20 protein-coding genes are annotated in these 26685 nt (G+C 39.1%); 5 read left to right on the top strand and 15 right to left on the bottom strand.

Going from position 1 to position 26685, the window contains the following annotated elements; translation table 11 throughout:
• Nucleotides 1–8 precede the first annotated feature (8 nt).
• From EGX73_RS05990 to EGX73_RS05965, 6 genes are all read right to left on the bottom strand, one after another.
• Nucleotides 9–899, bottom strand: a complete 891-nt coding sequence (locus tag EGX73_RS05990; protein WP_005473010.1) for a carbohydrate ABC transporter permease — start codon at nucleotides 897–899, stop codon at nucleotides 9–11.
• Between the two features lie 141 nt (nucleotides 900–1040).
• On the bottom strand, nucleotides 1041–2372 hold the full coding sequence (locus EGX73_RS05985) for an ABC transporter substrate-binding protein (RefSeq protein ID WP_003129016.1): 1332 nt from the start codon (nucleotides 2370–2372) through the stop codon (nucleotides 1041–1043).
• Between the two features lie 210 nt (nucleotides 2373–2582).
• Nucleotides 2583–3464, bottom strand: coding sequence for an AraC family transcriptional regulator (locus tag EGX73_RS05980; protein WP_005473018.1), 882 nt, complete (start codon nucleotides 3462–3464; stop codon nucleotides 2583–2585).
• A 254-nt stretch (nucleotides 3465–3718) separates the two neighbouring features.
• Nucleotides 3719–5806 (bottom strand): SH3 domain-containing protein, encoded by a 2088-nt coding sequence (locus EGX73_RS05975; RefSeq protein WP_029487345.1) that lies wholly within the window; start codon nucleotides 5804–5806, stop codon nucleotides 3719–3721.
• A 289-nt stretch (nucleotides 5807–6095) separates the two neighbouring features.
• Nucleotides 6096–7304, bottom strand: coding sequence for an NAD(P)/FAD-dependent oxidoreductase (locus EGX73_RS05970; RefSeq protein ID WP_123866818.1), 1209 nt, complete (start codon nucleotides 7302–7304; stop codon nucleotides 6096–6098).
• Nucleotides 7305–7335: 31 nt separating this feature from the next.
• Nucleotides 7336–8238 carry a prenyltransferase gene (locus EGX73_RS05965; RefSeq protein WP_003129007.1) on the bottom strand — a complete coding sequence of 301 codons (903 nt, stop codon included), beginning with the start codon at nucleotides 8236–8238 and terminating at the stop codon, nucleotides 7336–7338.
• Between the two features lie 94 nt (nucleotides 8239–8332).
• Between EGX73_RS05965 and EGX73_RS05960 the strand changes: the two genes are divergently transcribed.
• The gene (locus EGX73_RS05960) at nucleotides 8333–9313 is read left to right on the top strand and encodes a polyprenyl synthetase family protein (RefSeq protein WP_003129005.1); all 981 of its coding nucleotides are present in this window, start codon (nucleotides 8333–8335) and stop codon (nucleotides 9311–9313) included.
• Between the two features lie 167 nt (nucleotides 9314–9480).
• Here EGX73_RS05960 and cydC read toward each other — a convergent pair whose 3' ends face one another.
• The 7 genes from cydC to EGX73_RS05925 form a co-directional block, all read right to left on the bottom strand.
• A complete protein-coding gene (gene cydC, locus EGX73_RS05955; RefSeq protein ID WP_003129004.1) occupies nucleotides 9481–11226 on the bottom strand; it encodes a thiol reductant ABC exporter subunit CydC in 1746 nt (581 codons plus the stop codon).
• A complete protein-coding gene (cydD, locus tag EGX73_RS05950; RefSeq protein WP_003129002.1) occupies nucleotides 11219–12940 on the bottom strand; it encodes a thiol reductant ABC exporter subunit CydD in 1722 nt (573 codons plus the stop codon). Before cydD ends, cydC begins: the two co-directional genes overlap by 8 nt.
• Nucleotides 12940–13956 (bottom strand): cytochrome d ubiquinol oxidase subunit II, encoded by a 1017-nt coding sequence (gene cydB, locus EGX73_RS05945; RefSeq protein ID WP_003129001.1) that lies wholly within the window; start codon nucleotides 13954–13956, stop codon nucleotides 12940–12942. The genes cydD and cydB overlap by 1 nt, the downstream gene beginning before the upstream one ends.
• Complete coding sequence (locus tag EGX73_RS05940) at nucleotides 13953–15371, bottom strand: cytochrome ubiquinol oxidase subunit I (RefSeq protein ID WP_003129000.1); 1419 nt, start codon at nucleotides 15369–15371, stop codon at nucleotides 13953–13955. Before EGX73_RS05940 ends, cydB begins: the two co-directional genes overlap by 4 nt.
• Nucleotides 15372–16071: 700 nt before the next feature.
• Nucleotides 16072–17514 carry a glycoside hydrolase family 1 protein gene (locus tag EGX73_RS05935; protein WP_003128999.1) on the bottom strand — a complete coding sequence of 481 codons (1443 nt, stop codon included), beginning with the start codon at nucleotides 17512–17514 and terminating at the stop codon, nucleotides 16072–16074.
• Nucleotides 17515–17923: 409 nt separating this feature from the next.
• Nucleotides 17924–19933 carry a type I pullulanase gene (gene pulA / locus EGX73_RS05930; protein WP_034705399.1) on the bottom strand — a complete coding sequence of 670 codons (2010 nt, stop codon included), beginning with the start codon at nucleotides 19931–19933 and terminating at the stop codon, nucleotides 17924–17926.
• Between the two features lie 199 nt (nucleotides 19934–20132).
• The gene (locus EGX73_RS05925; protein WP_123866817.1) at nucleotides 20133–20732 is read right to left on the bottom strand and encodes a TetR/AcrR family transcriptional regulator; all 600 of its coding nucleotides are present in this window, start codon (nucleotides 20730–20732) and stop codon (nucleotides 20133–20135) included.
• A 353-nt stretch (nucleotides 20733–21085) separates the two neighbouring features.
• On the opposite strand from EGX73_RS05925, the gene EGX73_RS05920 reads away from it, so the two are divergent.
• Genes EGX73_RS05920 through EGX73_RS15915 form a run of 3 tightly spaced genes read left to right on the top strand, consistent with a single transcriptional unit; the run spans nucleotide 21086 to nucleotide 22150 of the window.
• Nucleotides 21086–21397, top strand: a complete 312-nt coding sequence (locus EGX73_RS05920) for a PadR family transcriptional regulator (protein ID WP_003128996.1) — start codon at nucleotides 21086–21088, stop codon at nucleotides 21395–21397.
• 1 nt (nucleotide 21398) lies between these two features.
• The gene (locus EGX73_RS05915; RefSeq protein WP_005473031.1) at nucleotides 21399–21989 is read left to right on the top strand and encodes a DUF1700 domain-containing protein; all 591 of its coding nucleotides are present in this window, start codon (nucleotides 21399–21401) and stop codon (nucleotides 21987–21989) included.
• Nucleotides 21986–22150: a hypothetical protein gene (locus EGX73_RS15915; protein WP_005473033.1), complete on the top strand. Its 165-nt coding sequence runs from the start codon at nucleotides 21986–21988 to the stop codon at nucleotides 22148–22150. Before EGX73_RS05915 ends, EGX73_RS15915 begins: the two co-directional genes overlap by 4 nt.
• A gap of 220 nt (nucleotides 22151–22370) precedes the next feature.
• Here EGX73_RS15915 and EGX73_RS05910 read toward each other — a convergent pair whose 3' ends face one another.
• Complete coding sequence (locus tag EGX73_RS05910) at nucleotides 22371–22844, bottom strand: DUF2798 domain-containing protein (protein ID WP_005473035.1); 474 nt, start codon at nucleotides 22842–22844, stop codon at nucleotides 22371–22373.
• A 260-nt stretch (nucleotides 22845–23104) separates the two neighbouring features.
• On the opposite strand from EGX73_RS05910, the gene EGX73_RS05905 reads away from it, so the two are divergent.
• Nucleotides 23105–24475, top strand: coding sequence for an MFS transporter (locus EGX73_RS05905; protein WP_123866816.1), 1371 nt, complete (start codon nucleotides 23105–23107; stop codon nucleotides 24473–24475).
• An 80-nt stretch (nucleotides 24476–24555) separates the two neighbouring features.
• Here the strand turns inward: EGX73_RS05905 and treP are convergent, their stop codons facing one another.
• Complete coding sequence (gene treP, locus EGX73_RS05900; protein ID WP_003128990.1) at nucleotides 24556–26547, bottom strand: PTS system trehalose-specific EIIBC component; 1992 nt, start codon at nucleotides 26545–26547, stop codon at nucleotides 24556–24558.
• Nucleotides 26548–26685 lie beyond the last annotated feature (138 nt).

Raw genomic sequence — 26685 nt, 5'->3', positions numbered from 1 at the left:
CAGCCCCCTTAATCATTATAAAATACCCACCGATCAGATGACTTGAAAATAATAACCGTAAATATACCGATGATCACCAACAAAATCCATGTTAGTGCACTCGCATAGCCATAATTCCCATTTTGAAAGGCTTGATCATAAATATAAAGATTCAAGAAATAAGTCGTCTTATTTGGTCCACCTTTAGTGATTAAATACGCGGAGTTAAACTCTTGAAACGCTTTGACTAATACATTTACGGCGTTGAACAAAATTACGGGGGTAATAATCGGTACAGTGATATTGAACAGTTGTCTTATTTTTGAAGCCCCATCCATTTCTGCCGCTTCATAAACTGTTTTAGAAACACCTTGCAATGCCGATAAGAAAATCAACATGGTCGAACCGAATTGCCAAGTTTTTAAAATAATCAGGGTAAAAATCGCGAACTTTGGATCTTTTGTCCAGTTAATGGCGACATCGTTTCCGAGTGTAAAAACACTCAACACCATATTCACAGGTCCGTTGACATCAAAAAGCATGGTCCATAAAATTGAAACAGCTACATTTCCTCCTAAAATAGAAGGAATATAATAAGCGGTACGAAAGAAATTGACTCCCTTAAGCTTAAAATTCAAGATGGCTGCTACTGCAAAAGAGACAATGATAACTGCTGGGGTACCAATCAACACATATTTGATTGTTGCAAAGAAACTCGCAGTAAACGTATCGTCTTTTGTAAAAATCTCTAGATAATTTTGTAATCCGACAAACTCCGGATCACCTAAAATCGGATATTCTAACAAACTGTAGTAAAAAGAAATAATGATTGGGTAAACTTTAAAGACTAGGAAGCCAATGATCCATGGCATGAGCATGCAGTAGATCACCCAATTTGTTCTTTTCATTTTTTTCAACATCGCATTTGACTCCTTTACCTTCTAAATGAACGCCCAGATACTAATGGGTTACTTCCAGACATTCTCACTCATGTCCAATTTTATTTCGGAAAAAGAAGGGTACGGGACGTAGCTAAGTCTCGCATTCCTTCTTGTTGCTTCCTATTCTTGGTAATACTTATCAAGTGCTGCTTGCTGTTTCTCAATGAATTGCTTCGCAGCTTCCTCCGACGTGAACTTTCCTGTCCGAAATGCCTCGTAAACCGTATATCTTTCTCCCCGCACATTTTCGTCTTCAAAGTATGGATCTAACACCGTTTGTTCATAGTCATCCAATTTGGCGTACCCTTCAGCCACAGCACCTTCGACTAGTTGATTCGCTACTTGCAGATCGTAACAAACTGTGTTGCTTGAAATACCCAAAGAATCTCCGGCAGCCTTCACCGCTTGCTCATTGGTAAACAAGAACTCAATAAAAGTGGCTGCTGCTTCAGGATGTTTCGAATTTTTTGAAATTGCGTAGCCAAAATTTGGTTTCACATAGATACTTGGTTTAGAGTCAGCATCGACTTGCAAGAAATCTCCTACAACTAACTCATCTAACCCGTCGCCGCCTTTGTATGAGTTTGTCCATTTCGCCAGTGAGTTTGCCCACTCATAAACAGAGCCTGCATTGCCTTCTACCCATTGAGGGTTTGATTCCGTATCGATTGGGCTTGTTTGCTCAAAAGTCGGCAGTGCACCAGCATCTTCCAATTCTTTATATCTTTCAAGCACTTCTTTCACTTCAGCCACACTATAGTTGACTGTCCCAGCGGTCTGCATGATCTTCCCTGTATAGTTGTAAAGCATCTGAGCAATAAATAGATCTAATGAGAACTCTCCCACATTGAGATATGCGTACTGATTGTCTTCACCAGTTGGCGTATTCCCTTTCGCAATGACTTCTCCCGCTGCCAAAAGATCATCATAGGTCGTTGGCAGTTCCAACCCATTGGCTTCATAAAGTGCTTGGTTCATCAAAGGAACCCGACCGGTCATTCCGTGGGGAACCGCGGCTTGTTCACCACCCACTTGCATCGCTTCTAAATAAGAACTTTCCCAATTGTCTAGCGTCAAATAGTCACTGACCTCATTCAAGTCCATAAAGATATTCTTGCCCTTCCCGAATGAAAAGAGCCAATTGTAATTCACTTGCATCACGTCTGCTTCAGTTTTACCGGATAGCTGAGTCAATGTCTTTTCTTGCCATCCATCCCACGCACCATACTCTGTGTTAACCGTGATATGCGGATATTCCTCTTCAAAAAGAGCCACCACATCTTGCATCGCATCATGGCGATTATCCGCTCCCCACCAAGCAAACTTAATCGTCACTGCTTCTGCATCTTTTGTTGAACCACTGCTGCCAGAACCAGTAGTGTCAGGCTGAGATCCACACGCTGCTAGAACTAAAGTGCTAAAAAGACTGGCAACCAATATCTTCTTTTTCATCTGATTATTTCCTCCTCCATAAAATGCACACGTTTACAATTTTTCATTTATGTATCCGCTTACTGATTTTATCGGACAAAAAATGTCTCAGCAATAGACAAGCAAAACTTGCACAAAAAAGTGACGTAATATCCGCGAACTTGTACAATATTGACTTTTTTAACAGGAAAATAATCCTCCTTTCATGCCTGTGCAAAGATGAGTGACTATTTAGAAATTATTTTTTTCTCGCAGACTTTCTTTGTATGCAATTTGTTTCTTGCGGTATTGCAAAGGGGATGTCTCTGTATATTTTTTGAACACACGGTTGTAGTAGGTAATGTTGCTGTATCCACTTTTTCTCGCTATTTCAGCAATATCCCAATCTGTATCTTCCAGTAATCGCTGAGACTGACGGATTCGTTGAATGTTGGTATATTCAGTGATGGTGTAGCCTGTTGCACGCTTGAAGATACGGCATAAATAGGATTTGTCGAGATAAAAAGACGAAGCGATTTGTTCCAATGAATGAATCGATGCATAGTTCCGACGAATAAAGGCTGCAATTTGATTAACTAGCTCGCTTTGTTTTCCCAAACTTTCTGCCGGTTCATCAGAAAGCCCCCTGAAGTTCTTGATCCGCTGAATAAAAATAAAAAGTTCGATTAATTTTGTTTCGACCATTACCTGGTAATTGTATTCTTTGTGGATCACTTCATCTGCGATTTTCGCTAAGAGCGTTTGTACGTAAGAGCGATCCGCTGGCGGAATCTGAATGATACCATGATGTTTTAAAAAAAAGGTCTCCAGATCTATTCCCATGGATTGAGCGATTCTTGGAAATTTGCTGGCTTCATAGAGAACGAGTACACGATCATGATAAATATACTTTCCTGAGAATGTATTGTGGACACAGTCGGGGTGAATCATAACCAATGTACCAGGTTGGATTTTATAGGTTTTTTCTCCAATCAAAAAATAACGGTTCCCTTCTATAAAATATTGGATTTCGCATTCAGAATGCCAATGCTTCACCATATTGTAGATACTATCTCGTCGTGAGCGATCAATCGTCAATCCGTTCATCATCCCACTATAAACAATCGTCTTCATACTCTCCACTCCTTTCTTTGTTTTCTATTTTACCTAAAAAATAGGAAACTCCATAGGGGGGACGGAACCAAAATCTGCTTGGATTCTTTGACAGATGTAAACAGAATGATTCTAAAAGACCATTCAAAAATAAATCTATCTTCAGCGATTTTTATTACGAACAAACCAGCAAAAAAGCATTACCCGATATCACGAATGTGTATCGGGTAATGCTGATTGATTTTCTTTTGAGTTGCATGAAATCAGGTGTCTCACTATTTCACGATCAATTTTTGACCAACATAAATGATATTATTGGACAAGCGATTCCATGAAGTGATTTGGTCAATACTACTACCATACTTTTGCGCAAGAGACCACAGACTGTCCCCAGATTTAATGGTATGATATTTAGTCGAAGAACTATTATTGGCAGAACTATTACTTGAAGAAGCATTTGTCGCGGTCTTCGTAAGATAGGCACCACTGACCCAGCCTTTGCCAGAAACATAGTACCATTTGTTATTCCCATTAACACTAGTACCATTTTTGACGGCTGTTGCTGTCACGGTACTGCCTTGGCTCAATGAACCAACGATGCTGCCACTTGTCGATGCTGTAGAACGAATATTCAATGTCGCGGTCGTTTTCATCTTTTGATTGATCGAATCACCTGTATTCGATGTATTCGACGATGAGCTAGAGTCACTCGTTAAATACGCGCCGCTGACCCAGCCTTTGCCAGAAACATAGTACCATTTCGTATTGCCATTGACACTAGTACCATTTTTGACGGCTGTTACTGTTACGGTGCTGCCTTGGCTCAATGAGCCAACGATGCTGCCATTTGTCGATGCTGTAGAACGAATATTCAATGTCGCAGTCGTCTTCATCTTTTGGTTGATTCCAGTATTGGCAGTATTATCATTTGTATTGCCTGATGTTGAACCAGAATTTACTTCTGTTAAATACGCGCCGCTGACCCAGCCTTTGCCAGAAACATAGTACCATTTCGTATTACCATTGACGCTCGTTCCTGTTTTGACTGCCGTTGCTGTCACAGTGCTGCCTTGACTCAATGAGCCAACGATGCTGCCACTCGTCGATGCTGTAGAACGAATATTCAATGTCGCAGTCGTCTTCATCTTTTGGTTGATTCCAGTATTGACAGTATTATCATTTGCATTGCCTGATGTTGAACCAGAATTTACTTCTGTTAAATACGCACCACTGACCCAGCCTTTGCCAGAAACTTTATACCAATTTGTATTGCCATTGACGCTCGTTCCTGTTTTGACCGCAACTGCCGTAAAGGTTGTATTCGCAGTAAGTGAGCCGGTAACTGCTGCTGTAGTAGACGCATCTGAACGGATATTCATAGATGCAGTCGTTTTCATTTGCTTTTGAATCGCGTTTTCTCCTACAGGGGTCTCAACATTATTCATGTCACCGTTCCCAGCGGAACTGCCGCTATCGTATTGAGTTAAGTTATACGTTGCAATAAGATTGTTCAATTTGCTGGCATAGGAAGTATCAGTCGCATAGCGTCCTTGCAGCCATGCCGTTGCTTCTGTATATGATCTCGTATTGCTCTTCCAAGCACCGCTGTAATAATAGCTACCGGCAGCAAAACTGGTATTTCGTAAGACATACGCATTATCTTGGAAAGATTCTCTTAAAGATGGATATTTGCGGAACTTCGCTATAATTTGATAATAATTGCCCGAACCATTATCTTCCAATGTTGCCATTTCGACATACTGCCCATTATAACTTCCTTTGATTCCAAACATATTGTTCGCTTGGGTCGTCAAAGTCGAAGTACCCCAGCCGGATTCTAGGATAGCTTGTGCAATCATCACTGATGCATAGAGATCATTAGCGGCAGCTACTTCTGTTGCATAACCACTTGCTTTCGCAATAAATCCACTCGTATCAGCACGTGCTGAGAAGATCGAGGTTCTTGCTAACGCAGGTGCAGCAACAATTGGCGTCTCAACGACCGCTGTATCTTCCGTGATAGTTTCCTGTGGCGTTGCCGCTTCCTCAGGTGTTGTAACAGGCTGCTCTTCAATAGGAACAGTTGGTTCTGTTGTTTCCTCTGTCGAAATCGTCTCGTCAGCACTGCTTTGAATGCTGTCTCCAGTTGAATCAGTGGAGCTATTTCCTCCAGATACTTGATTTTCTGTGATCTCTGCTTGGTTTTTTGCATCATCTGAAGTCGCTGTTTCTGCAGCTAAAACCAAATTTGGTGCAATCGTTGAACCGGCTACCACAGTTGTAGCCATCGTCAACCCTTTTTTTGCTAATAATGAACGCTTCAATCGTTTTTCTAAACGGCGTCTTTCTTTACGAATCGTCATTTCATGCCTCCCAACAAACATAGTCTCTTTATTTTAACATTTTTTTAATAAAGGTACAAAAGGGGGTTTTTTCTTACCCTGTTTTCTCTTCAAAACCTGATCATTTATCTAGAGATTCAATAAAGGCCTTACGCCCTATGGTGTTAAAAACTGAAATAGTAGTAAATAGACAGAAACACCCAACATGAATCGGCATCTCTGTCTATTTTACTTATAATTAAACTATCTCCATCGGTACATGTTCTCTTCTTGCTTCTGTTAATGTTAAGTTGAAAAAATAGCGCACGACTCAATGATAAAAATCAAAGCGGCCTTTTGCTAACACTTCTTTAACCCCACCAGTTAGGAACAGGGAGCGGTCCATGATGGCTTTTTTGACAAATGATGCTGGATAACCTTTTACAGGCATTTTACCCACCAAACCAAAGGCATGCGTGTTCCCAATAGAGGCTACAGATCCTAAAGATTCAAAATGAAAGTCTTCCGTTTTTTCACCTTTAATCAAGTGTAGACAGTTTTTGGCAGCTTGATACCCCATTTTCAAAGCAATCTGTGCTGTCGTTGGATAAGGGCGATTTGTTGCAGGATCCATCACAGCTGAAACATCCCCTACTACAAAAACATTACTGTGCTCTGGATCACTTAAATCTTGGTTGACCATCACACGTCCACGGCGAGCCGCATAATTTGAATCTGCCATGACATGGCTTCCACTGACACCTGTTGTCCAAATGATCGTTTTAGCAGACAATTCTTCTGTAGCACCCGTTTCAGCATCCGTTTGATAAACAACTACTCCAGGCTTGATTTCTTTGATTGGTTTTCCTGTTAGAAATTCAACACCCCATTTTACCAAGTTATTGATTCCATAGGCAGACAGATTTTCATCAAACATCGGTAATAATCGCGTAACTGCTTCTACACAAAAGAGTTTGATTTCTTCTGATTGGACACGTGCGATCTCAGCAAATTCCTTCCGATTTTCCACTAAAGAACCTAAGAGTTCTACTCCAGTGAATCCCGCCCCACATACGACGATTTTCAATAAATCTGGATCTTGTGTTTTTTTGTATTCTTTCATTTGTTTCAATAAATGATGATAAATAGTTTCTGCTGAATCAACATCTACCATTTCCAATGCGTTTTCATTAACACCTGGGATCCCAAATGACTCAGATTCAAATCCTAATGCTACGATCAAATAATCATAGGAAAGAGATGTTTGATCCGTAAACATGATCCGTTGACTTTGACGGTCAATCGTTGCAACTTCATTTTGTAGGAAAGTTGTTTTTTGTGGTCGTACCACATCAGCGATATCGTAACTAATTCGCTCTCTTGGCTGCGTTCCAGCAGCCACTTCATGCAAATCTGTCGCTTCATAATGGTAGTCATTCTTATCTACTAATGTAATATGAAAATCACCTTTTGATCCTTGTAATACATGCAATGCTCGCAACCCTGCGTAGCCTGCTCCTAAAATGACAACTTCCTTCATTTCCTATTACTTCCTTTCTTCCTTCAAAAAATTATAAAATCAAACCGATCGCAAAACTAATGACCTGCGCACATGCTCCGACCGCAAGGATCTTTACAGCGCAGACAAAGGTTTCGCGTTTGATTTGTTTATGCATAAATAGTTTTGTCTGTTTCCAGACAAATGGTAAGACGAGAAACGTCAACAACATCGTCCATGGTGCTAAATGCAGAACCACTGCTGTCAAGATCGCTACAAATGCAATAATGTTCAAAAGAACAAATAGCCGTAATCCTTGACTCTTTCCTAAATAATGCACCAATGTATAACGATTGTTGTTTTCATCTTCCTCCAAATCACAAATGTTGTTGGCCAGCATCAAGTTAGCGATCCACAGTGTATTGGGTAGTGCGATTAGAAATATTCCACCCAAGGTCGCGCTATTCCATTGAAAGGTTTCATAAGTATTCAAATATACACAAATCAACGAAATCATGAAGCCCATCGTAAATCCTGAAAAAAACTCACCTAGCGGTAAACTCGATAAAGGCCGCGGACCTGATGAGTAAAAGATACCAATCAAGTAACAATAAAGTCCCATCCAAAACAAGGGCCAACCGACGAAATAGGCCAATACGATACCCATCACCGCCGAAACGACGATCATACCGATCATTAAGCGAAAAACGAATGGAAGCGAGAGCTGCTCGCGTCCGATAATATTTGTTTTTTCTTTGTAATCATGAACTTCTGTTGCGTGATGGTAATCGTTATAATTATCTAAAATATCTACTGCCATGTTGAAGATCAGCATAGCAATAAAGTATAACACCACATAACCTAAATGAATTGAGCCGTAGTTATACCAGCTGTAACAAATTCCGATAAAAAATGGGAGGACACTGGCTGTTTTCGCTTTAAATTCCACAAGCTCTAGAAATACTGGGAGTGTCAAATACTCATCTCCTTTTGATAAATGCACTTAACTAGTCAATAGACTCCCTTTAAGTTAGAATAAGGGCTGAATGACTGGTAGAAAGGGTTTTAATATGTTGAATTTTTGGATCGATTATCCTTCGATCGAGCAAAGACTAAAAACTGTCTGTTCGATCATTGAAGAACGCGTAACTGTTCGTAACAAAGAAATACAAGATGTATTAGTTGATTTTACTTATTCTGGAGGAAAAATGCTGCGTCCAGCATTATTTTTCTTATTCGCTGATCTAGGCGAACCCATTGATGAAAGAAATGATCAATTAACCAAAATTGCTGCTTCATTAGAAATCTTACATATGGCAACCTTGATTCACGATGACATCATTGATGATTCGCCGTTGCGTCGCGGACGCATCACTGTCCAAGCAAAATATGGCAAAGATATCGCTGTTTACACAGGTGACCTGCTCTTCACCCAATTCTTTGAGTTATTGATCGAGAGCATGAATGGCTCTCATTTTTTGGCTACAAATGCCCAAGCAATGAAACGCCTTTTGCTGGGAGAATTAGATCAAATGCACACACGCTACAATATAGATGAATCAATTGCTGATTACTTACAAAGCATCAATGGTAAAACTGCCGAATTATTCTGGCTGGCCTGCATCGAAGGTGCTCATTTTGGCGGTCTCGACTTAGAAAACCAAGAACGGGCTGGTGAGATCGGACGAAACATCGGCATCGCTTTTCAAGTTTTTGATGATATTTTGGACTATACAGCAGATTCTGGAACGTTGAAAAAACCCGTTCTTGAAGACTTGGCACAAGGTGTCTATACATTACCTCTGCTCTTTGCTAAAGAACAAAATCCTGCCGCATTTGAGAGCTATCTGTCCAAAAAAAGCGAGTTGACCACCGAGGAGGCCACAGAGGTTGCTGAATTAGTGCGCCGTTATCATGGCGTCGAAAAAGCCACCGATTTTGCTGTTTCTTATACCGAAAAAGCACTAGCCGACATCGAACTGCTGCCGAACACCCCTAGCAAAGAAAAAATTCGCGAGCTAACGCAACTGCTTTTGCAACGAAATTATTGATCATTCTTTATTCTATCCTCCGCAACTGAAAGCTATTCTGAAAATAAACGAACCAATCGGGTAAACAGTGAAGTGTTTTGAGGAGCGAATGCTCCTCAAAAACTAAGCCGACATTCATGCGATCACTAGCCGATTTTTTTGTTGTCTTGGCAAAGGTCCCAGTTTGATTACAGTCGCCCTTGATCAATAGCTAATAACTGTTGAAAGTGTTGGTTTTCGACAGCTAACTCAGCAGGCGTACCGCTCATCGTTAATTCTCCATCCTCAATAAAAATGACCTGATCCATCAGTGAGATTCCTTGCAGGTGGTGGGTGATCCAAATAATCGTCTTGTCTTCCAACTCATTGAAAAAAGTTTCCAAAACAGCTTGCTCAGTGATTGGATCTAGCCCAACAGTTGGCTCGTCTAATAAAATAATCGGTGTTTTCTTCAAAAGAATTCGCGCTAATGCCAACCGATGGCGTTCACCGCCGGAAAAACGTAACCCTGCTTCATCAACCATGGTTCGCAAACCTTCTGGCAGAGCTGTCACCATCTCTGATAAGCCTACTCGTTTCAGTACGTCCCAAACTTCTTCTTCTGACGCTTCTTCATTACCAATCCGCAAATTATTTAAAATCGTTGTATGGAACAAATAAGGACTCTGGTTGATGACTCCAATCCATTCGCTAATATCTTCACCAAAACTTGCTACCGGCTCACCATTTAAGGTAATACTACCTTGGGTCGGCAATAAATCTCCCCTGAGCAAAGAAGCAAAGGTACTTTTCCCAGAACCGCTACGTCCCAATATTGCCAGTTTTTGATGCGCAAGAATCGTTAAGCTAAGATTCTTTAGTACCTCTTTTTCAGATGGATAATGGAAACTAACCTGATTCACTTCTAAATTGAACGGTGCACTTATAGCTGATGCTGTCCGTTTTTGTTCCTCTTTTTCTGGTAATGCATTAAAACGATCAATCGAATCTTTGTATATATTGGTTTCTTGTGCCGCTGAAGGTAATGGTGCGAAAGCATCTACCAAAGGAAAGACACAAAGGACAAATGCTGCTATCCAATTAGCTAAGCCACCGTGCTCGCCAGGAAATCGCTGACTTGTCCAGACAATCAACGCAACCGTAATCACCCCGAAGATCACTTGTAAAAGGAAATCTCTTTTTCGATCAAAACGATTGATTTTCTCATCAACGCTTCGTAGATTTGCCGCCAATTGCTTGTGTTCATCGACGTATTCTGCTCCTCGCTGTGAAAATACCCAGTCAGAAACTCCTAGCACATTATCAGTCAATGTTGTATATAATTGATTCTTCATTTGTTTTTGCTTTTCTTGACGAGCGCCATTGATCACAACGGACCAGAGCGGCAGCACAAACACATTTATTCCCAACAACAGCAACATTACCAATGCAAATCCTAACGAAAAGTACCCTAATCCGATAATCAGAAAAGTATACAATAACCAAGCAATCACCGTAGGGAAAATCGTTCGCAGATATAAGTTTTGGATATGGTTGATATCTTCTGCTAATAATCCTAAAATATCGCCAGTTCGATGGGTCTGCTTAAAGAAAACGGCATCTTTTTCGACAACATTGTATAGTTTTAGGCGTAGGTTCGATGTCATTCGCAACACCCAATTATGACTTGTCAGTCGTTCAACATAACGAAAAACTGGTCGGCCGATCCCGAATGCTCGGGTCAGAACGATTGGAATGTATACTAACAAAATATTCTCTGGAATTGAGGCAGAGCGGCTAATCAGATAGCCAGAATTAAACATTAACGCGCCTCCGCAAAAGAATGTCATAAATCCTAAAAACAGCGCTGCTGCAAGAACCTTTTTGTACTTTGAAAGAAAGGGTTTGACCCAGGTATCTGTTTTTAGCGAACGCCAGAGACCGATTTTATTCAAGTTGTTCCCTCCTCATCCCATTGACTAACGCAACGAAAGCGCCATTCTTTGCTTGCAGTTCTGCCAATGTCCCCCGCTCAACAATTCTGCCTTGATCCATTACTAGGATTTGATCCATCTCTTCCATCCAGTGCAAGCGATGTGTCGCAAAGAAGACTAGATGGTTCTCCATCAACGGAAGCATCCGTTCTTTCAATTCTACTTCTGTTTCAATATCTAAATGGGCAGTTGGCTCATCAAATAATAAAATTTTTCGATGCTGGTCTAAGAAAGCACGAGCCAACGCAATTCGTTGCGCCTGTCCACCGCTTAGATGGCGTTCTCCTTCACCTAGCATTGTATCGATTCCTTGCGGCAATTCTTGAACTAATTTCGTTAAACCTGCAACTTCGATTGCTTGCCACACTTGTTCTTCAGTAGCATTTGGCTGATAGAAAGCCACATTTTCTCGCAAAGTCATCCGATAGATATAGGGGTTTTGGGGAATATAAACTAGTTGCTGCTGCCAATCCGACTGTCTTAATGCAGTCATTTTTTGGCCATCAAAAGTAATTTCGCCTTCTTTCGGAATCAAAAAGCCGCTTAAGTTATTGATCAGCGTTGATTTTCCAGAGCCACTCATCCCAATGATCCCAATTTTTTGAAATCCTTGGACCTCCAATGCAATATCTTTCAAAACAGACTTTTCTCCATAATCAAAAGATAACGAATGAATCGATAGTTCCGAATCAGCTTGCCATTGAGGTAAACTTACTGGATCAATGGCTGCTTCTGGCTCAGATAAAATCGTAGATACAGCGGTCATTGCATTTTTCCCATCTAAAGTCGCATGGTAATCACTTGAAAAATCGCGAATTGGTAAAAAATACTCCGGAGATAAAATCAAAATCGTTAGTGCTGGAAATAACAAGATTTCTTCATTGATCAAACGCAGCCCCAGTAAAACCGCAACCACAGCGATGGACAATGTTGTGAAAAAATCCAATGCAAAAGTGGAAAGAATTCCGACTCTCAACGACCCCATCGTTGCTTTACGAAAACGTTCGCTAGAAGCGAAGATACTTTTTCCATATTTTTTGCTGATCCCAAAAAGTTTCAAGGTGTCGATTCCACGTAATGAATCAATAAAGTGGTTGGACAATAATTGAAATGTGCGGTATTGTTTTTCAGCTTTACTTTGGGCGGCATAGCCTAGGATGATCATAAAAATAATGATCAGTGGAAAAACCAGCAATAAAACCAGACCTGAGATCCAATCCAAGTAAAATACTAAAGCCAAAATCACCCAAGGAATGATCGACATGTTCATAATTTTTGCCAAAATAAGTTGTAAATAGTTTTCTACCTGACTAATGCCTTCCAATACCATCGTTGTAATGTTTCCGGTACCTTGTTGCTGAACGATTTGTGGTCCTACACGAAAAATCTTTTCTAGCAGTTGATTACGTAATTCAGTAGCTTGCTGGTAACTATAGCTGTCTAATTTCTTTGTCCGAAAATAAACAATGGCCTGGCGACCTAAAAACGAACAAAAGAACAGTAGAATCCAGCCCCACTGCTCTTCTAACGATTGTCCTTCCCATAATCCAGTGATCCCACTAGCAAGACCATAGGCTTGTCCAATGATGAAGAGAGCTTGCAGGAAAGAAAGTCCTGCAAGCAATCCCATTAACCGTTTCATTCCGGGAAGCTCTATGATTTGTTTGTCGATCATTAATAACCCTCCGTCAGCTCAGTATGACTAATTCGTTTACGGAAAATATAGTAGGTCCATGCTGTATAAGCCAAAACAAACGGCAAGATTGTCAGTGATAAATAACTCATGATCTTCAATGTGTAGTGACTAGAGGAAGCTTCTGCAATCAACAAATCATAACTAGGGTCGATTGAGCTGATCAATACTCGTGGGAACAAACCAGAGAACAACAATCCGACTAGCGCCACCATGGTCAAACCACTAGCAATAAATGCCACCATTTCTTTCCCTTTAAATACAGAGATATTCGCTATCAGCGTCAAAGCCACAATCACAATCAGCAAAAGAAGCGTCGAAGCAAAATGTTTTTCAAAGAAATCTGTTTTGAAATAAAGTAGCGCGGCAAACGCCACCAAACCAAAATATAGCACACCATAAAAGGCACTCGCATAATTTCGGGCACGGTCACGGATCGGACCAGTAGTTTTTAGTGCAATATAATTCAATCCATGTAAGTAGCAAAGCAAAGTTAAGGCAATCCCGCCAACTACAGAGAAGAGATTGACGTAGTCACCGAAGTGCGCAGACATATTTCCCTCTGCATCAATTGGCATGCCTTGGACCATACTTGTAAACAAGAGTCCGAACATAAAAGGCACCAATGTACTGCCAATGGTTAATGTCCAATTCCACATATTTTTACGGTCTTCAGGCATTTTTGCCCGAAACTCAAAGGAGACACCGCGTATAATCAATCCGACTAGTATCAATAACAAAATCAAATAATAACCACTGAACAAAGAGGCATACCAGTAAGGGAAAGAAGCAAACATCGCGCCACCTGCGGTAATCAACCAAACTTCATTCCCGTCCCACACTGGTCCGATCGTATGCACGATCTGATCTTTTTCCTGTTCATTATGGGTCAATGTCTGGACAGACATCCCCACACCAAAGTCAAATCCTTCTAAAAAGAAGAAGCCGGCAAACAAAATGCCAATCAATACATACCACATTAGTTGCAATCCGGTCATCCTTCAAACGCCTCCTTATCAAATGGATCTTCTTCTGCTTCGTGCAGCGTTCCTTCCATCTGGTTGTTTTCAGGACCATGTCCTAACTCTCGCCGAATCAAATAAACCATTGTTAATGCCAAACCAGAGAAAAGAACAAAGTAAACAATATTTGAGATAACAAGCGAAGTTGCCGATACATTTGGCGAAACACTATCTTCAATCGTAAATAAACCATAGACTGTCCATGGATAGCGACCCAATTCCGTAATCAGCCACCCTGCTGTATTTGCAATGAATGGGGTAAATAATGTTATAGCCACTACCCAAAGCATCCAACGTTTCTCAAATAGCGAAGGCTTCTTCTTACGCGTAAAGAATAACCCCAATGAAGAAACCAACAACATCAATGCACCGAAACCTGCCATGATCCGGAAGCTCCAAAACAATGTGTTGACCGGAGGAAAATAGTTCCGATCTCCGTAACGTTCGATCAAATCTTGATTCACTGTGTTCATTCCGTCAATCGAACCAGATGGTTCGTTAAATGCAAGGATACTCAACATATAAGGAATCTCAACACCAAAAACCCGTTTGTGTTCTCGTTCATTTGCCCATGCAACTACAGTCCATGCCGCAGGATCTCCGGTATCTTCATACGTACCTTCCATTGCTGCAAATTTCATTGGTTGTTCTTCAACCAAATACTTCATTTGTTCGTCACCTGCGATCAACACCGTAATTGAACCAAACAAAGCTACTGCAAAACCGATCCGCATTGATTTTTTGAAAAAATCACGGTCAACTTTCTTGTCTTTTTTCAACAATTGGAAAGCTGACATTCCTGCAATCAGAATTCCTCCCATGGCAATTGCTGCAGTAATAACATGAAGGAACTCATACCAGACTTGTGGGTTAGCTAACAGGGCTCCGAAGTCAGTCATCTCAGCACGACCATTGTTCAATGTGTATCCAACTGGATGTTGCATAAAACTATTGGCAGCTAAAATCCAGAAAGCAGAGAGCATCGAGCCAATAGTAACTAACCAAAAGAACGTCATATGCAGTTTAGGGCTGACTTTATCCCATGTGAAAATCCACAACCCTAAGAAAGTTGATTCCAAAAAGAAGGCTAGCAATGCTTCTAACGCCAAAGGAGCACCAAAAATATCCCCAACAAAACGAGAATAATCAGACCAGTTCATTCCAAATTGAAATTCTTGAATGATCCCAGTTACCACTCCTACCACAAAACTTAATAGAAAAATATTTCCCCAGAACTTTGTCATTCGGCGATATTTTTCATCTTTTTTGATCACATAAAGTGTCTCCATGATTGCAACAACGACACCAGTTCCGATCGAAAACGGTACAAAGAAAAAGTGAAAAATCGTCGTCATCGCGAACTGGATTCGTGCTAATGTTACAATATCCATTTTACATCCCCCTATTTCTAAAAAAATTCATTAAAATCATTCTAAATAAAGAAAAATTCCAAATACGAATATACTCCTCTCTTAAGTAAAAAAGAAGCAACTTGCCTACTATTTTTATTTTTTAATCGCTTACTCTCCATTCTTTAAAATTGAAACGTTTTCACAAACAAAATGCTCTACATTTCTATGTTTTAATCTTATCACCATCATATGGTAAAGACCAATTATTCGAATAGATGAGGGGAAACAATTTTTCCTACTCCGTTCTCTTACTTCTTTAATCGGCTCGAAATAATTTTTATTAATCCAAACGTTCTAAGAGAAACTCATCCGCTTCACAAAATAGAGTCGCTATTTTCGAAAATATTGCATTTGATGTAACTATCTTCTGTAAAAATGCTTCACGTGAAACATTTCAGAAGAAAACCACAACGCCCTTCTAAATTTGCAAAATTTTCCATATCATCAAAAATATGTTGGTCCCCTTTTAGTTGGAAAGAAAGAGTCAGCCATTCTTAGAAAATTTAGTTTTATTCCGCTTACCAAGTGCAATTATTAAAGTTTTTCTGATTAAAATTTTTATGATGTGTTATCTATTATTTTTAGATTTTTTACTCTATTCAGACAATCTATTTTTTCAGCAAAATAACCGCACAACGATAATCCGTGTTGTGCGGCTATAAAAAAACGAGTATTAATCTTACGCTAAATCTTCTCCATTTGAAGCAATCACTTGTTTATACCAATCGAAGGATTTTTTCTTTGATCGATCCATTGTGCCATTGCCTTCATCATCAAAGTCCACGTAGATAAAGCCATAGCGTTTGCTCATTTCTCCGGTTGACGCGCTAACGAGGTCAATACATCCCCATGGTGTATATCCCATCAGGTCAACACCATCTTCAATCGCTTCACCCATTGCTTCGATATGACGACGTAAGTAATCAATGCGGTAATCGTCTTCGATTTTGCCATCTTCACTAATAGTATCGATAGCTCCTAAACCATTTTCCACGATAAATAATGGTTTCTGGTACCGATCATACAATTCATTCAACGCAATGCGCAGTCCTTCTGGATCGATTTGCCAGCCCCATTCACTTGCTTCCAAGAATGGATTGCGGACACCACCCAACAAGTTACCTTGTACTTCATCAGCTTCTTCTGTTGTGATATCCACTGCAGAAGACATGTAATAGCTAAATCCAATATAATCGACGGTATACTTAGCAATCAATACTAAATCTTCTTCGGTAATATCAAGATCTTCCTTCTTGACCCCATGCTCTTTATACAAGCGATCAGTAAATGCTGGATATTTCCCACGTACTTGCACGTCGGCACAGTAGTAGTTGAAGGCTTGGTTATGGGTCATTGTTGCTACTTGGTTGACTGGGTTTGCATCAATGCTATAGGTCGTTGCATAAATGATCATGCAACCAATTTGTAACTCAGGATTCAATTCATGCCCAATTTTTACTGCTTTACTGCTGGCAACAAATTGGTTGTGCCACGCTTGGATCACGTTTGTAAAGTCGCTAGCACCCGTACTGTTGACCATTCCTTGGCTCAATGCGGAGAAATGGAAAGCTGAATTGATTTCATTGAAAGTCATCCAGTATTTGACTTTACTATGGAAACGTTCCAAAACGACTTTTGCAAAACGCTCATAGAAATCGATCAATGCTCGATTTTTCCAGCCACCGTATTCTTTGGCTAAATGCAAGGGCATTTCATAGTGGGAGATCGTAACCACTGGCTCGATCCCGTATTTCAAACATTCATCAATCAACGCATCGTAAAATGCTAACCCAGCTTCGTTCGGTGTCGTTTCATCACCTTTTGGAAAAATACGTGTCCAAGCGATTGAAAAACGATAGCTCTTGAAGCCCATTTCCGCAAACAACGCAATGTCTTCTTTGAAACGGTCATAATGGTCGATCCCGCGATGATTTGGATAGGTGTATTTGTCCTCATCGATCGTCCAATCAAACGTATCACTGCCTAAAATCGCTAAACGCTGTTTGCCACCAGGCATTGCATCCGCCACTGACAAGCCTTTGCCATCGCGATCGAACGCCCCTTCTAATTGATTCGCTGCGGTCGCGCCGCCCCATAAGAAATTTTCTGGAAATTTTGCCATTTGCTCGTTCTCCTTTGCCTAATTTATTTTAACAAAGTCATATGTTTGCAAGTAACTGAAACAATAACTTTGCTGCTTAACATTCTAAGAAATACCCGAAAAAAATAAAAAACCTAAATAAGAGCCGCTACAAAGAGCGTTTTCTCATTTAGGTTTTGCCTGATCGAGTCAGTAACAATCCAACTTGGGTTTTTCTGTTTTTACTATAGCATTAAGCAGTCAGATTGTCATCATAAAATCGGTTTCTTTTAAACTGTTCATGTTATGGTCCACCTGTACTTCTCTCATAACCGAAAATTATTCCTATCGCTTTATAAACATTCGTAACGGTTGTATTAAAATCCATTAAATATGGATTTTAATACAATTTAACTTTCTTCGTAATTTAAAAATTTTAAAAATAAAATAACTATTTAGCTAAAAGTAAAAGACTTTTGGCAGCGATGTTGATTTCATTCACGATCTCTCCACGTGGCTCTATACCTGCTCCAAAATTATCTGCAACGATCCACCATTTCTCTTGCTTGAATTCTTCCCTATTTACCAAAATGTCTTTATTGCTGCTGTTCACCAAAACAGCTAATGATTGCCATGTATCATTGTAACCATTATTCGGAATAATATATGCAAGGAAATTTTCATTGTTACTCTCAATAAACTGAATACTTTCAGCTGTTCGAATCGTGGCATCTCTCAATGGAGGATAGAATTTACGGATCTGCCACATACCTTGATAAAATGACCGCAACTCATTAAAAGTTTGTGCGCGTTTCCAGTCTAGCTGATTAATTTCTATCGGTGAACGGAAAGAATTTTCGTCTCCTTGTTTGGTACGGCCAAACTCTTCGCCTGCTTGGGTCAATACTGCTCCTTGGCTAGTAAACAAAATGGCTGCTGCTAGTTTGTTGCGGGCTAAAAGCTCAGGATCAAAATCATAATTTCTTTCCGTCGCTGAAGCCTGCATGGTTGCCACCAGTTTGTCCCATAAGGTCAAATTATCATGGACTGAAGCATAGGCGATCACTTGGCGGGGAGATTTTGCCCAGCGCTCGGCGCCTTCTTGTCCAGCAACTTTCGTATTTCCTTGAATCGCCGTTGCCAAATTTGCCGCATAAAAGGTTTGCTTGACTTGCGGTTGACCATTCATTCCCTGAATAAAAGCTCCGTCTGTTTCTTCAAAGACATCACCTTTGATACTGTCTCTTAAATCATTGCTAAAAACCGCAACGCCTTCTGACAGTGCCCAGACATTACTTTTATTCGCTGGGATGTTTGGCTGGATGATACGATTGCTGCCGGCATCCCATGGTTCTCCGTATAGAATAACATGAGAGAAACCTTCCGAATCCAGGCTTGCACGCAGTTGATTCATCGTCTCCACATCGATCAGTCCCATCAAATCAAAACGAAATCCATCAATTTTGTACTCCTTAGCCCAATAAAGGATTGAATCAATAATAAACTTGCGCATCATTTTACGTTCTGAGGCAATTTCATTGCCACAGGCAGAGCCATCAGCGAAATTTCCTTCTTCATCCTGACGGTAGTAATAGTTTGGCACAGTCTTATTAAACCAAGAAGATTCTGTGACTGCAGTATGATTAAAAACGACGTCCATTACTACACCAATAGATTCCTCATGGAGAGACTGAATCATTTGTTTGCATTCCCGAATGCGGGCTTTGGGATCCTTCGGGTCTGAAGAATACTTTCCTTCTGGAACGTTATAATTCTTAGGATCATATCCCCAGTTGTAGGCTGTAGACAGCTCGTCATTATCAAAATCAAAGATTGGCAACAGATGAACATAGTTAATCCCCTGTTCTTTCAAATAGGCGAGCCCTGTTGGCTGCCTTTCATCTCCTTCAAGATGCGTATTCTTTTCAGTAAACGCTAGATATTTTCCACGATTTTTTTCTGAGATTCCGCTAGTTTTAGAACTACTGAAATCTTCCACATGTAATTCCCAAATGTAAGCGTCTGTAATCGTATCTTGGCCAACACATTCTGTCTGCGACCATCCCTCAGGATCCGTTTCTTTTAAATCAACGATAGCCCCACGATCCCCATTGAGACCGACAGCTTTCGCATAAAGATCAACCACTTCAACCTTCTCTTGTCCTCGCTGGATTTCAAACGTATAGAACATTTCTTTGACTTCATCCGTAACTGTGACCTTCCAACAATTATTTTCTTGCTTCATTGGAACTGTCATCACACGATCCTTGTCTTTAACCTCTCCGCTTTGATAAATAATGACTGAAACTGCATCAGCCTCTGGCGTCCAGCATTTAAAGGTTATCGCATGCTCTTGAAAGGTTACGCCAAGGTCGTTTCCTTGGTAAGTATGCTCTTCCAAAAAACAGATTCGCTGATCGATTTGAGCTTTTTTATCTGAATAATTATCTGTTTGACCCATCAAGATTCCTCCATCACTTGTTTCTTTTTAGTCATAAAACACCTTACTTTTTGCTAATTCTACCTTCTCATATTTCTTGAAAATTGCCAACAATAAACCCATACTATTCGTTTACAAGAAAATGAATGAGCCAAGAATTTTTATAAAGCAAGAAGCCTATCAAGTAATGAGAAAAATTAAAAAACAGTTTATCGTTATTTTAAAAACCAGCTTCGATGACTGATTGTGGTAATATTTCTCGATAAATATACATAGGATCAATCAGTGTACGATAAAAATAGTCTTTAATATCTTGTAAAAATTCTTCTATTGCTTGCATATTCTCTCCCCGTACATAAGTAAGAACGAGACCAGAAAAGAAAATCAAACTTTCATTATGCAATTTTTCAATGTCTTCGCAATTTGCTTTTTGATATACTTCGGATTCAGCCATTGTCTCTATAAACAATGACAATGATTGATCTCTTAAATAGGAACCACACCCTATATCATTCAAAAATAACGCAAAAAATAAGTTCCTATTTTGGCTGGCAAACAAATAATAGTTAAGCCAAAACGTATACAATGGATCATCCTCTATCTCCTTTTTCAAAGAAAGCTCGTGAATCTCTGCCAAAACATCATCAATCATTGCCTGTTTATAATTTTGCATATTCGAAAATTGGAAATAGATCGGTTGTGTAGAAATCTTTGCATATTTCGCAATTTTTCTAACAGTGATGGGAGTATACAAATATTCTTCTAAATGACTGCGTAACCTATTGATTAAATATTTCTTTGTGATTGTTTGTTTTCTCATTATTAACTCCTTTCCTGATAAACACACACTCTCTTACTAACTTCTTTCGTAGCTGGACTGAGTATCGTGTGTCTTTTATCAAGCAACTTTTCCAACAGCAATTACCTAACACAACAACTATACGTTTGTCTAAAATCCTAACAACTTTTTATTAGTAATACTTTACCAAAAGAATCTAATATAAAATAATCAATATTTTCACCGTACGATGAATTTTAAGTAAGGAAAAATGACTAGAAGCAAAAAAATAGGCGCAACCTGGAAGTTACTACGTCTTGAGACTGATTTCCACAAATCGACTTGCAAAACTATACTATGTTTTATATAGTATTATGTATAAGGTGGTGTAGTCATTGGATAGTCAACTGAAAAAAGGGATTATCGAATTCTGTGTGTTAGCTTTTTTACAAAGAGGAGACTCTTATGGATATGAAATCGTTAAAAATATTTCTCCTCTATTGCCAATCTCTGAATCAACTTTATACCCTATCTTGAAACGCTTAGAGGCAAATAAAAAAGTTTCGACTTATTCAAAAGAACATAATGGCCGGCTGAGAAAATATTATCAAATCACTGCTCATGGTCAAAATAGTATCCATGAATTTTTGACTATTGATTGGCCTCATTTAGAAAAAATTCATCATTATATTAAAGGAGACAACTGACATGGATCGCATAACATTTATTAAAAGTTTAGCAGCTGAATTAGCCTATAAGACCAAACCAAGTGAGATTCATCATCTTATTGATTATTATGATGAAATGATCCAAGATTTGATGGAAGAGGGACTCTCTGAAGTTGAAGCTGTAGCCAGATTAGGGACTCCTCAAAGTATTGCTCAAAGTGCATTAGGTGCCGAAGAAATTGTCGTAAAAGTTCCTCGGCGTTTTCATCCATTCTTATTAGTGATAATTTTTCTAGGATTTCCTCTATGGGGAAGCTTACTGTTAACCGTTCTATTGTTGATGCTTAGTGGTTTGATAGTTATTTGGTGCCTTCCATTCAGTACAAGTGTTATTGGCATAACTTCACTGATTGGCGGCATTGCAAGTGTTGTTTTAAGCCCTTTACTACTATCTCAAGGTCTTCACTTTTCTATCACCCAGTTAGGTCTAGGCGTCACGATGTTCGGAATAGGGTTAGTATGTATGATTTTTACTTATATGCTTAGTAAACCCATCTTAGGTTGGACGCAACAGTTTATTCATTTGCCTAAAGCGTTATACAAAAACTTTCAAAAGCAGGTGGTAAGATGATCAAAATAAATAAACGTTTGCTGCTAATGATAGGCGGGGCATTCATTTTTCTAGGGCTATTCATTTGTTTTTTAGGGTATGCATCATCAGGGTTTTCTCCTGAAGCATACATCGTATCTGACCGTCCTTGGTACCAACTTTTCAATTTTTTTACAGATTAAAATATGTTCAAAGCAATGATTTCACCGAGCAATGAAATTGTTGAACTATACTTTTCTTCCTATGCATACTATTATGTAAGTACATCCTGTATCCTATTTTATAGGGTAAACAAGAAACGCCATACCATCCTATGGTGTTTTTTGTTTGTTATTTAACAAATATATTTAGATAAAAAGCCACTTCTGAGTTCAACCTCAGAAGTGGCCCTTTGTATAAATTCTATTGAATTTCTTGTACCGTACCTATGGGAAATAATTTTCTAAATAATCGTCGTACAATTGGTCCGGCAATCAATAATTGTAACGGTAAAGCAACAACTACATTCTTACCAATATTAGATAACCATGTCATTAATAGTCCTTGATTTACATTCGGATGCATTACAGCACCAAAAAGTGACATAAAGAAAACCATGCCAGCAATCATCATTGATGAGATTAGACCAATCTTTTTCCAAGCTGGGGTATCTTTTTCAATAAAACGGAAAGCAAATGCTTTCGCAGGACCTGAGACAATAAACCAATCTAAAATAAACGCAATACATATAGCAAATGGCAGTTCATTCCAAGCCAATTGAAAAGCTATTGCAGTAATTCCCACCTCATACATTAAATTGTAGACACTCATGAAGTACACCATAAAAAAACACATAAATGTCGTATAGATCAAACTTTCTTTTTTGTTAATCGGCATTTAAAACTTCCTTTCTTTTTTACATACTTGATTATTCTAACAAAATAAAAATTTTGGTGTAAGGATTTTTTTGAAAAGTTTCAAATAAAATTCAGTTTTATTTTTCAAACATTTCTATTGACTCTTCAAAAAGAAGTCAGTACAATAGCTTTTAGATTAAATCGTACAGATAACAAGCAGTAATGCTTGTCGAGAGAGAGGCGGTTTCTATTTATTTAGAAACTGGCTCTTTTTTTATGAATTTTTTTAGAGGTGATAATATGGAGAAAAAAATAAAATTGTTAGGCGCTATTATAGCAACCGGTATTATGTCATTTGCTGGGGTATTGATCGAAACAGCTATGAATGTAACATTTCCGACTTTGATTAATCAATTCAATCTTTCTACTTCAAATGTGCAATGGGTTACAACAATCTATTTGCTGGTGATATCGATCATCGTACCAATTTCTACTTTTCTGTTGAAACAATTTCAAATTCGAACATTATTTTTGGCTGCTAACGGGTTGTTTTTAGCAGGATTACTGATTGATTTCCTCTCCCCTTCCTTTGCTATCCTATTACTTGGTCGTTTACTTCAAGGGGCAAGTACAGGAATTGCTTTACCGTTGATGTTTCATATCATCCTTACGTACTCTCCTTTGGAAAAAAGAGGAACTATGATTGGAATCGGAAATTTAACTACTTCAATTGCACCGGCGATTGGTCCTACTTACGGAGGTTTATTGACTTCTCTCTTGAATTGGAACTACATTTTCCTCTTCTTAATACCCGTCTTATTGGTCTCATTGGTTTTAGGTCTTTATTCAATACCTAAAATTGAAATTGAAAAAACTGGTCGTCTGGATTTGTGGAGTGTTTTGGGTATCACTTTTATGTTTAGTGGCTTTTTGCTTTTCTTAAACCAAATTGGTTCTCTTACGAGCATATTTCCATTAGCACTTGGTATTTTAGGTGCAGCTCTTTTCTATAAACGTTCCTTGCAATCTGAGCCTTTGATTCGCTTATCTGTATTCAAAAATCGTTCTTTCCGATTATTCTTATTCGGATTTCTTGTCTGTCAGTTTCTTTTACTTGGAATCTCATTTGTCTTGCCAAACTTTGTTCAAATAGTCCTTGGTCAGGACGCATTCACTGCTGGATTGGTTATGTTGCCTGGTGCGATTGTAGGTGCTGTTCTAGCTCCTCTTTCAGGCCGTATGTTGGATAGCATCGGACCTAAAAAACCGATTATGATTGGTCTTGTATTGATTACTTTTGGCTGGTTAGCGTTGGCCTTGCTATTGCACCTGACGTTTTTGTGGGCGTTTATTGCTGCCCATGTCTTTTATATGATCGGAATCGGTTGTTCGTATAGCAATATGATGACTATGGGGTTAAGTAAAATTGACCAACATTTGGCCGCCGATGGAAATGCCATCTTCAACACACTGCAACAATTTTCTGGCGCTGTCGCAACAGCTTTAGTTGCGACAATGATCGACCTTGCTCAAAAAGTAAGTCCCGATTATATTTCCGGAACAATTTTAGGGTCACAAATCGCTTTATTCTTCCTATGGGTGCTAGTATTGCTAGTCGTATTTCTAACTTTGCGCTACTTTTATAAAGAACGTGTACGCCAAACAAAATAACCCTTTAAGAAAAATAAAACAAAAAAATACGGCTCATGAATGGAATGATAGCTTCCTTTCATGAGCCTACTCTTTTTTATTTAGCGGACTTCAGCAGCCCCTACTCGATCATGCGCGTGTACACTGCCGGTTTTGTTGATTGTCAGCTGATTGATCTTTTCAGCGTTCGTAAGAACCGTAACAACATCTGTTTTCTTTCCAGCTTTGGTAACAGCTTCTAGATCCATCTCAGCAATCAATGTATCTACTGTGACAGCATCACCTTCCGACACTTTGACAGTGAATGGTGCGCCTTTTAATTCAACGGTATCTAATCCCATATGAACTAAGACCTCTGCCCCACCAGGAGTCAAAATTCCAATTGCATGTTTTGTTTCAAAAATACTTGAAACCGTCCCTGCAACAGGAGCATAGATTTTTCCGTTACTTGGACGAACTGCATAGCCATCACCCATCATTTTTTGTGAAAAAACAGGGTCTTCCACTTCACCGATTGCAATGATTTGACCATCTGCCGGTGCATAAAGCATTTCCTCAGTTACAGTAGTCTCTTTTGAAATAGTTTGAGATGGAGTGTTTGCTACACCAGCACTTGCACCTGCTGTTGCCAGTCCTTCTGCATACGCATTGTCTTCAACACTATTGACTGAATCAATTTTATTAAAGATTCCTTGACGGCGAAAAACTATGGTTAAAATAAACGGTACAACTATTGCAATCAGCATTGCCATCCCAAAAGCTAACAAACCTCCGCCTTCTGTTGCGTTGATGGCTAAAATACCAGGTAATCCACCGACTCCTATTGCATTTGCTCGCACACCCATTAAATTATTAAACATACTTGCAATACCTGAACCAATCATTGCAGCTACAAATGGATAAACATATTTTAAGTTGATCCCAAACATTGCAGGTTCTGTCACTCCCAAGTAACAAGAGATTGTTGCTGGAATTGAAACCTGTTCTTCTTTTTCATTCCCTCGATGTAAAAATACAATCGCTAATACAGCAGAACCTTGTGCAATATTAGATAGCGCAATCATCGGCCATAAATTTGTCGTACCAAATGATGAAATCAACTGCATATCGATTGCATTTGTCATATGGTGAAGTCCAGTAATAACTAATGGTGCATACAGGGCTCCAAAAATCAGACTAAACAACCAGCTGACGGAAGAAGTCAAGCCTGTATTAACAACGTTAGAAATAATGTCTCCTAACCACCAGCCAATCGGTCCTAAAACAACATGTGCAGCTAAAATTGTTGGTAATAAAGAGAATAACGGAACAAAAATCATTGAAATCGCTTCTGGTATATGCTTCCTAAAAAAGATTTCTAAATATGCTAACATAAAACCAGCCAACATCGCTGGTATAACTTGTGCTTGGTAACCAATTTTATCAATTTGTGCAAATCCAAAATCCCAAAATGGAATATCAGCAGCTGCTGTACTAGCAACAGAATAAGCATTTAACAACTGTGGAGAGACTAATGTAATCCCTAAAATAATACCAAGAATTTGAGTTGTTCCCATCTTACGAGTAATACTCCATGTGATACCTACTGGAAGAAAATGGAAAATTGCTTCCCCAGGTAGCCATAAGAAATCATTAACTCCACTCCAAAATACAGATTGGGAAACAATTGTTCCACTACCAAAATCAATTCCTTCCAAAACATTACGGAACCCCAGAATAAGTCCTCCAACAATAATAGCTGGTATAATTGGTGTAAAAATCTCTGCCAAAACTGCAATAGCCCGTTGAAACGGATTTTGATTCTTTTTTGCAATCGCTTTACTTTGTTCTTTAGAAACTCCTTCAATCCCAGATACCGCTGTAAAATCATTGTAAAACGTTGGAACATCATTTCCGATAATCACTTGAAACTGCCCAGCATTTGTAAACATCCCTTTAACACTTGGAATATCTTCAATGGCTTTCTCGTTTGCTTTCGACTGATCATTCAGTACAAATCGCATCCGCGTCGCACAGTGAGTCACAGCTGCAATATTTTCTTTACCGCCTACATACTCCAGCAATTTCTCAGCATCATCCCGATACTTCCCCATAATAATAAACCCCTTCCATTTAAACTTGTATATATATGTTTTTATTTCATGCTAATCATAACTTTATATTTACAATATTGCAAGCGTTTCATTCTATATTTTTTTCACTAAAGACATTTGTGAAAAATAATCATTCAG

The organism is Enterococcus sp. FDAARGOS_553 (assembly GCF_003812305.1).
GTDB lineage: Bacteria > Bacillota > Bacilli > Lactobacillales > Enterococcaceae > Enterococcus_D > Enterococcus_D gallinarum.
Note: the sequence above shows the minus strand (reverse complement) of the source record. Positions and strands in the feature narration are given on the sequence as shown.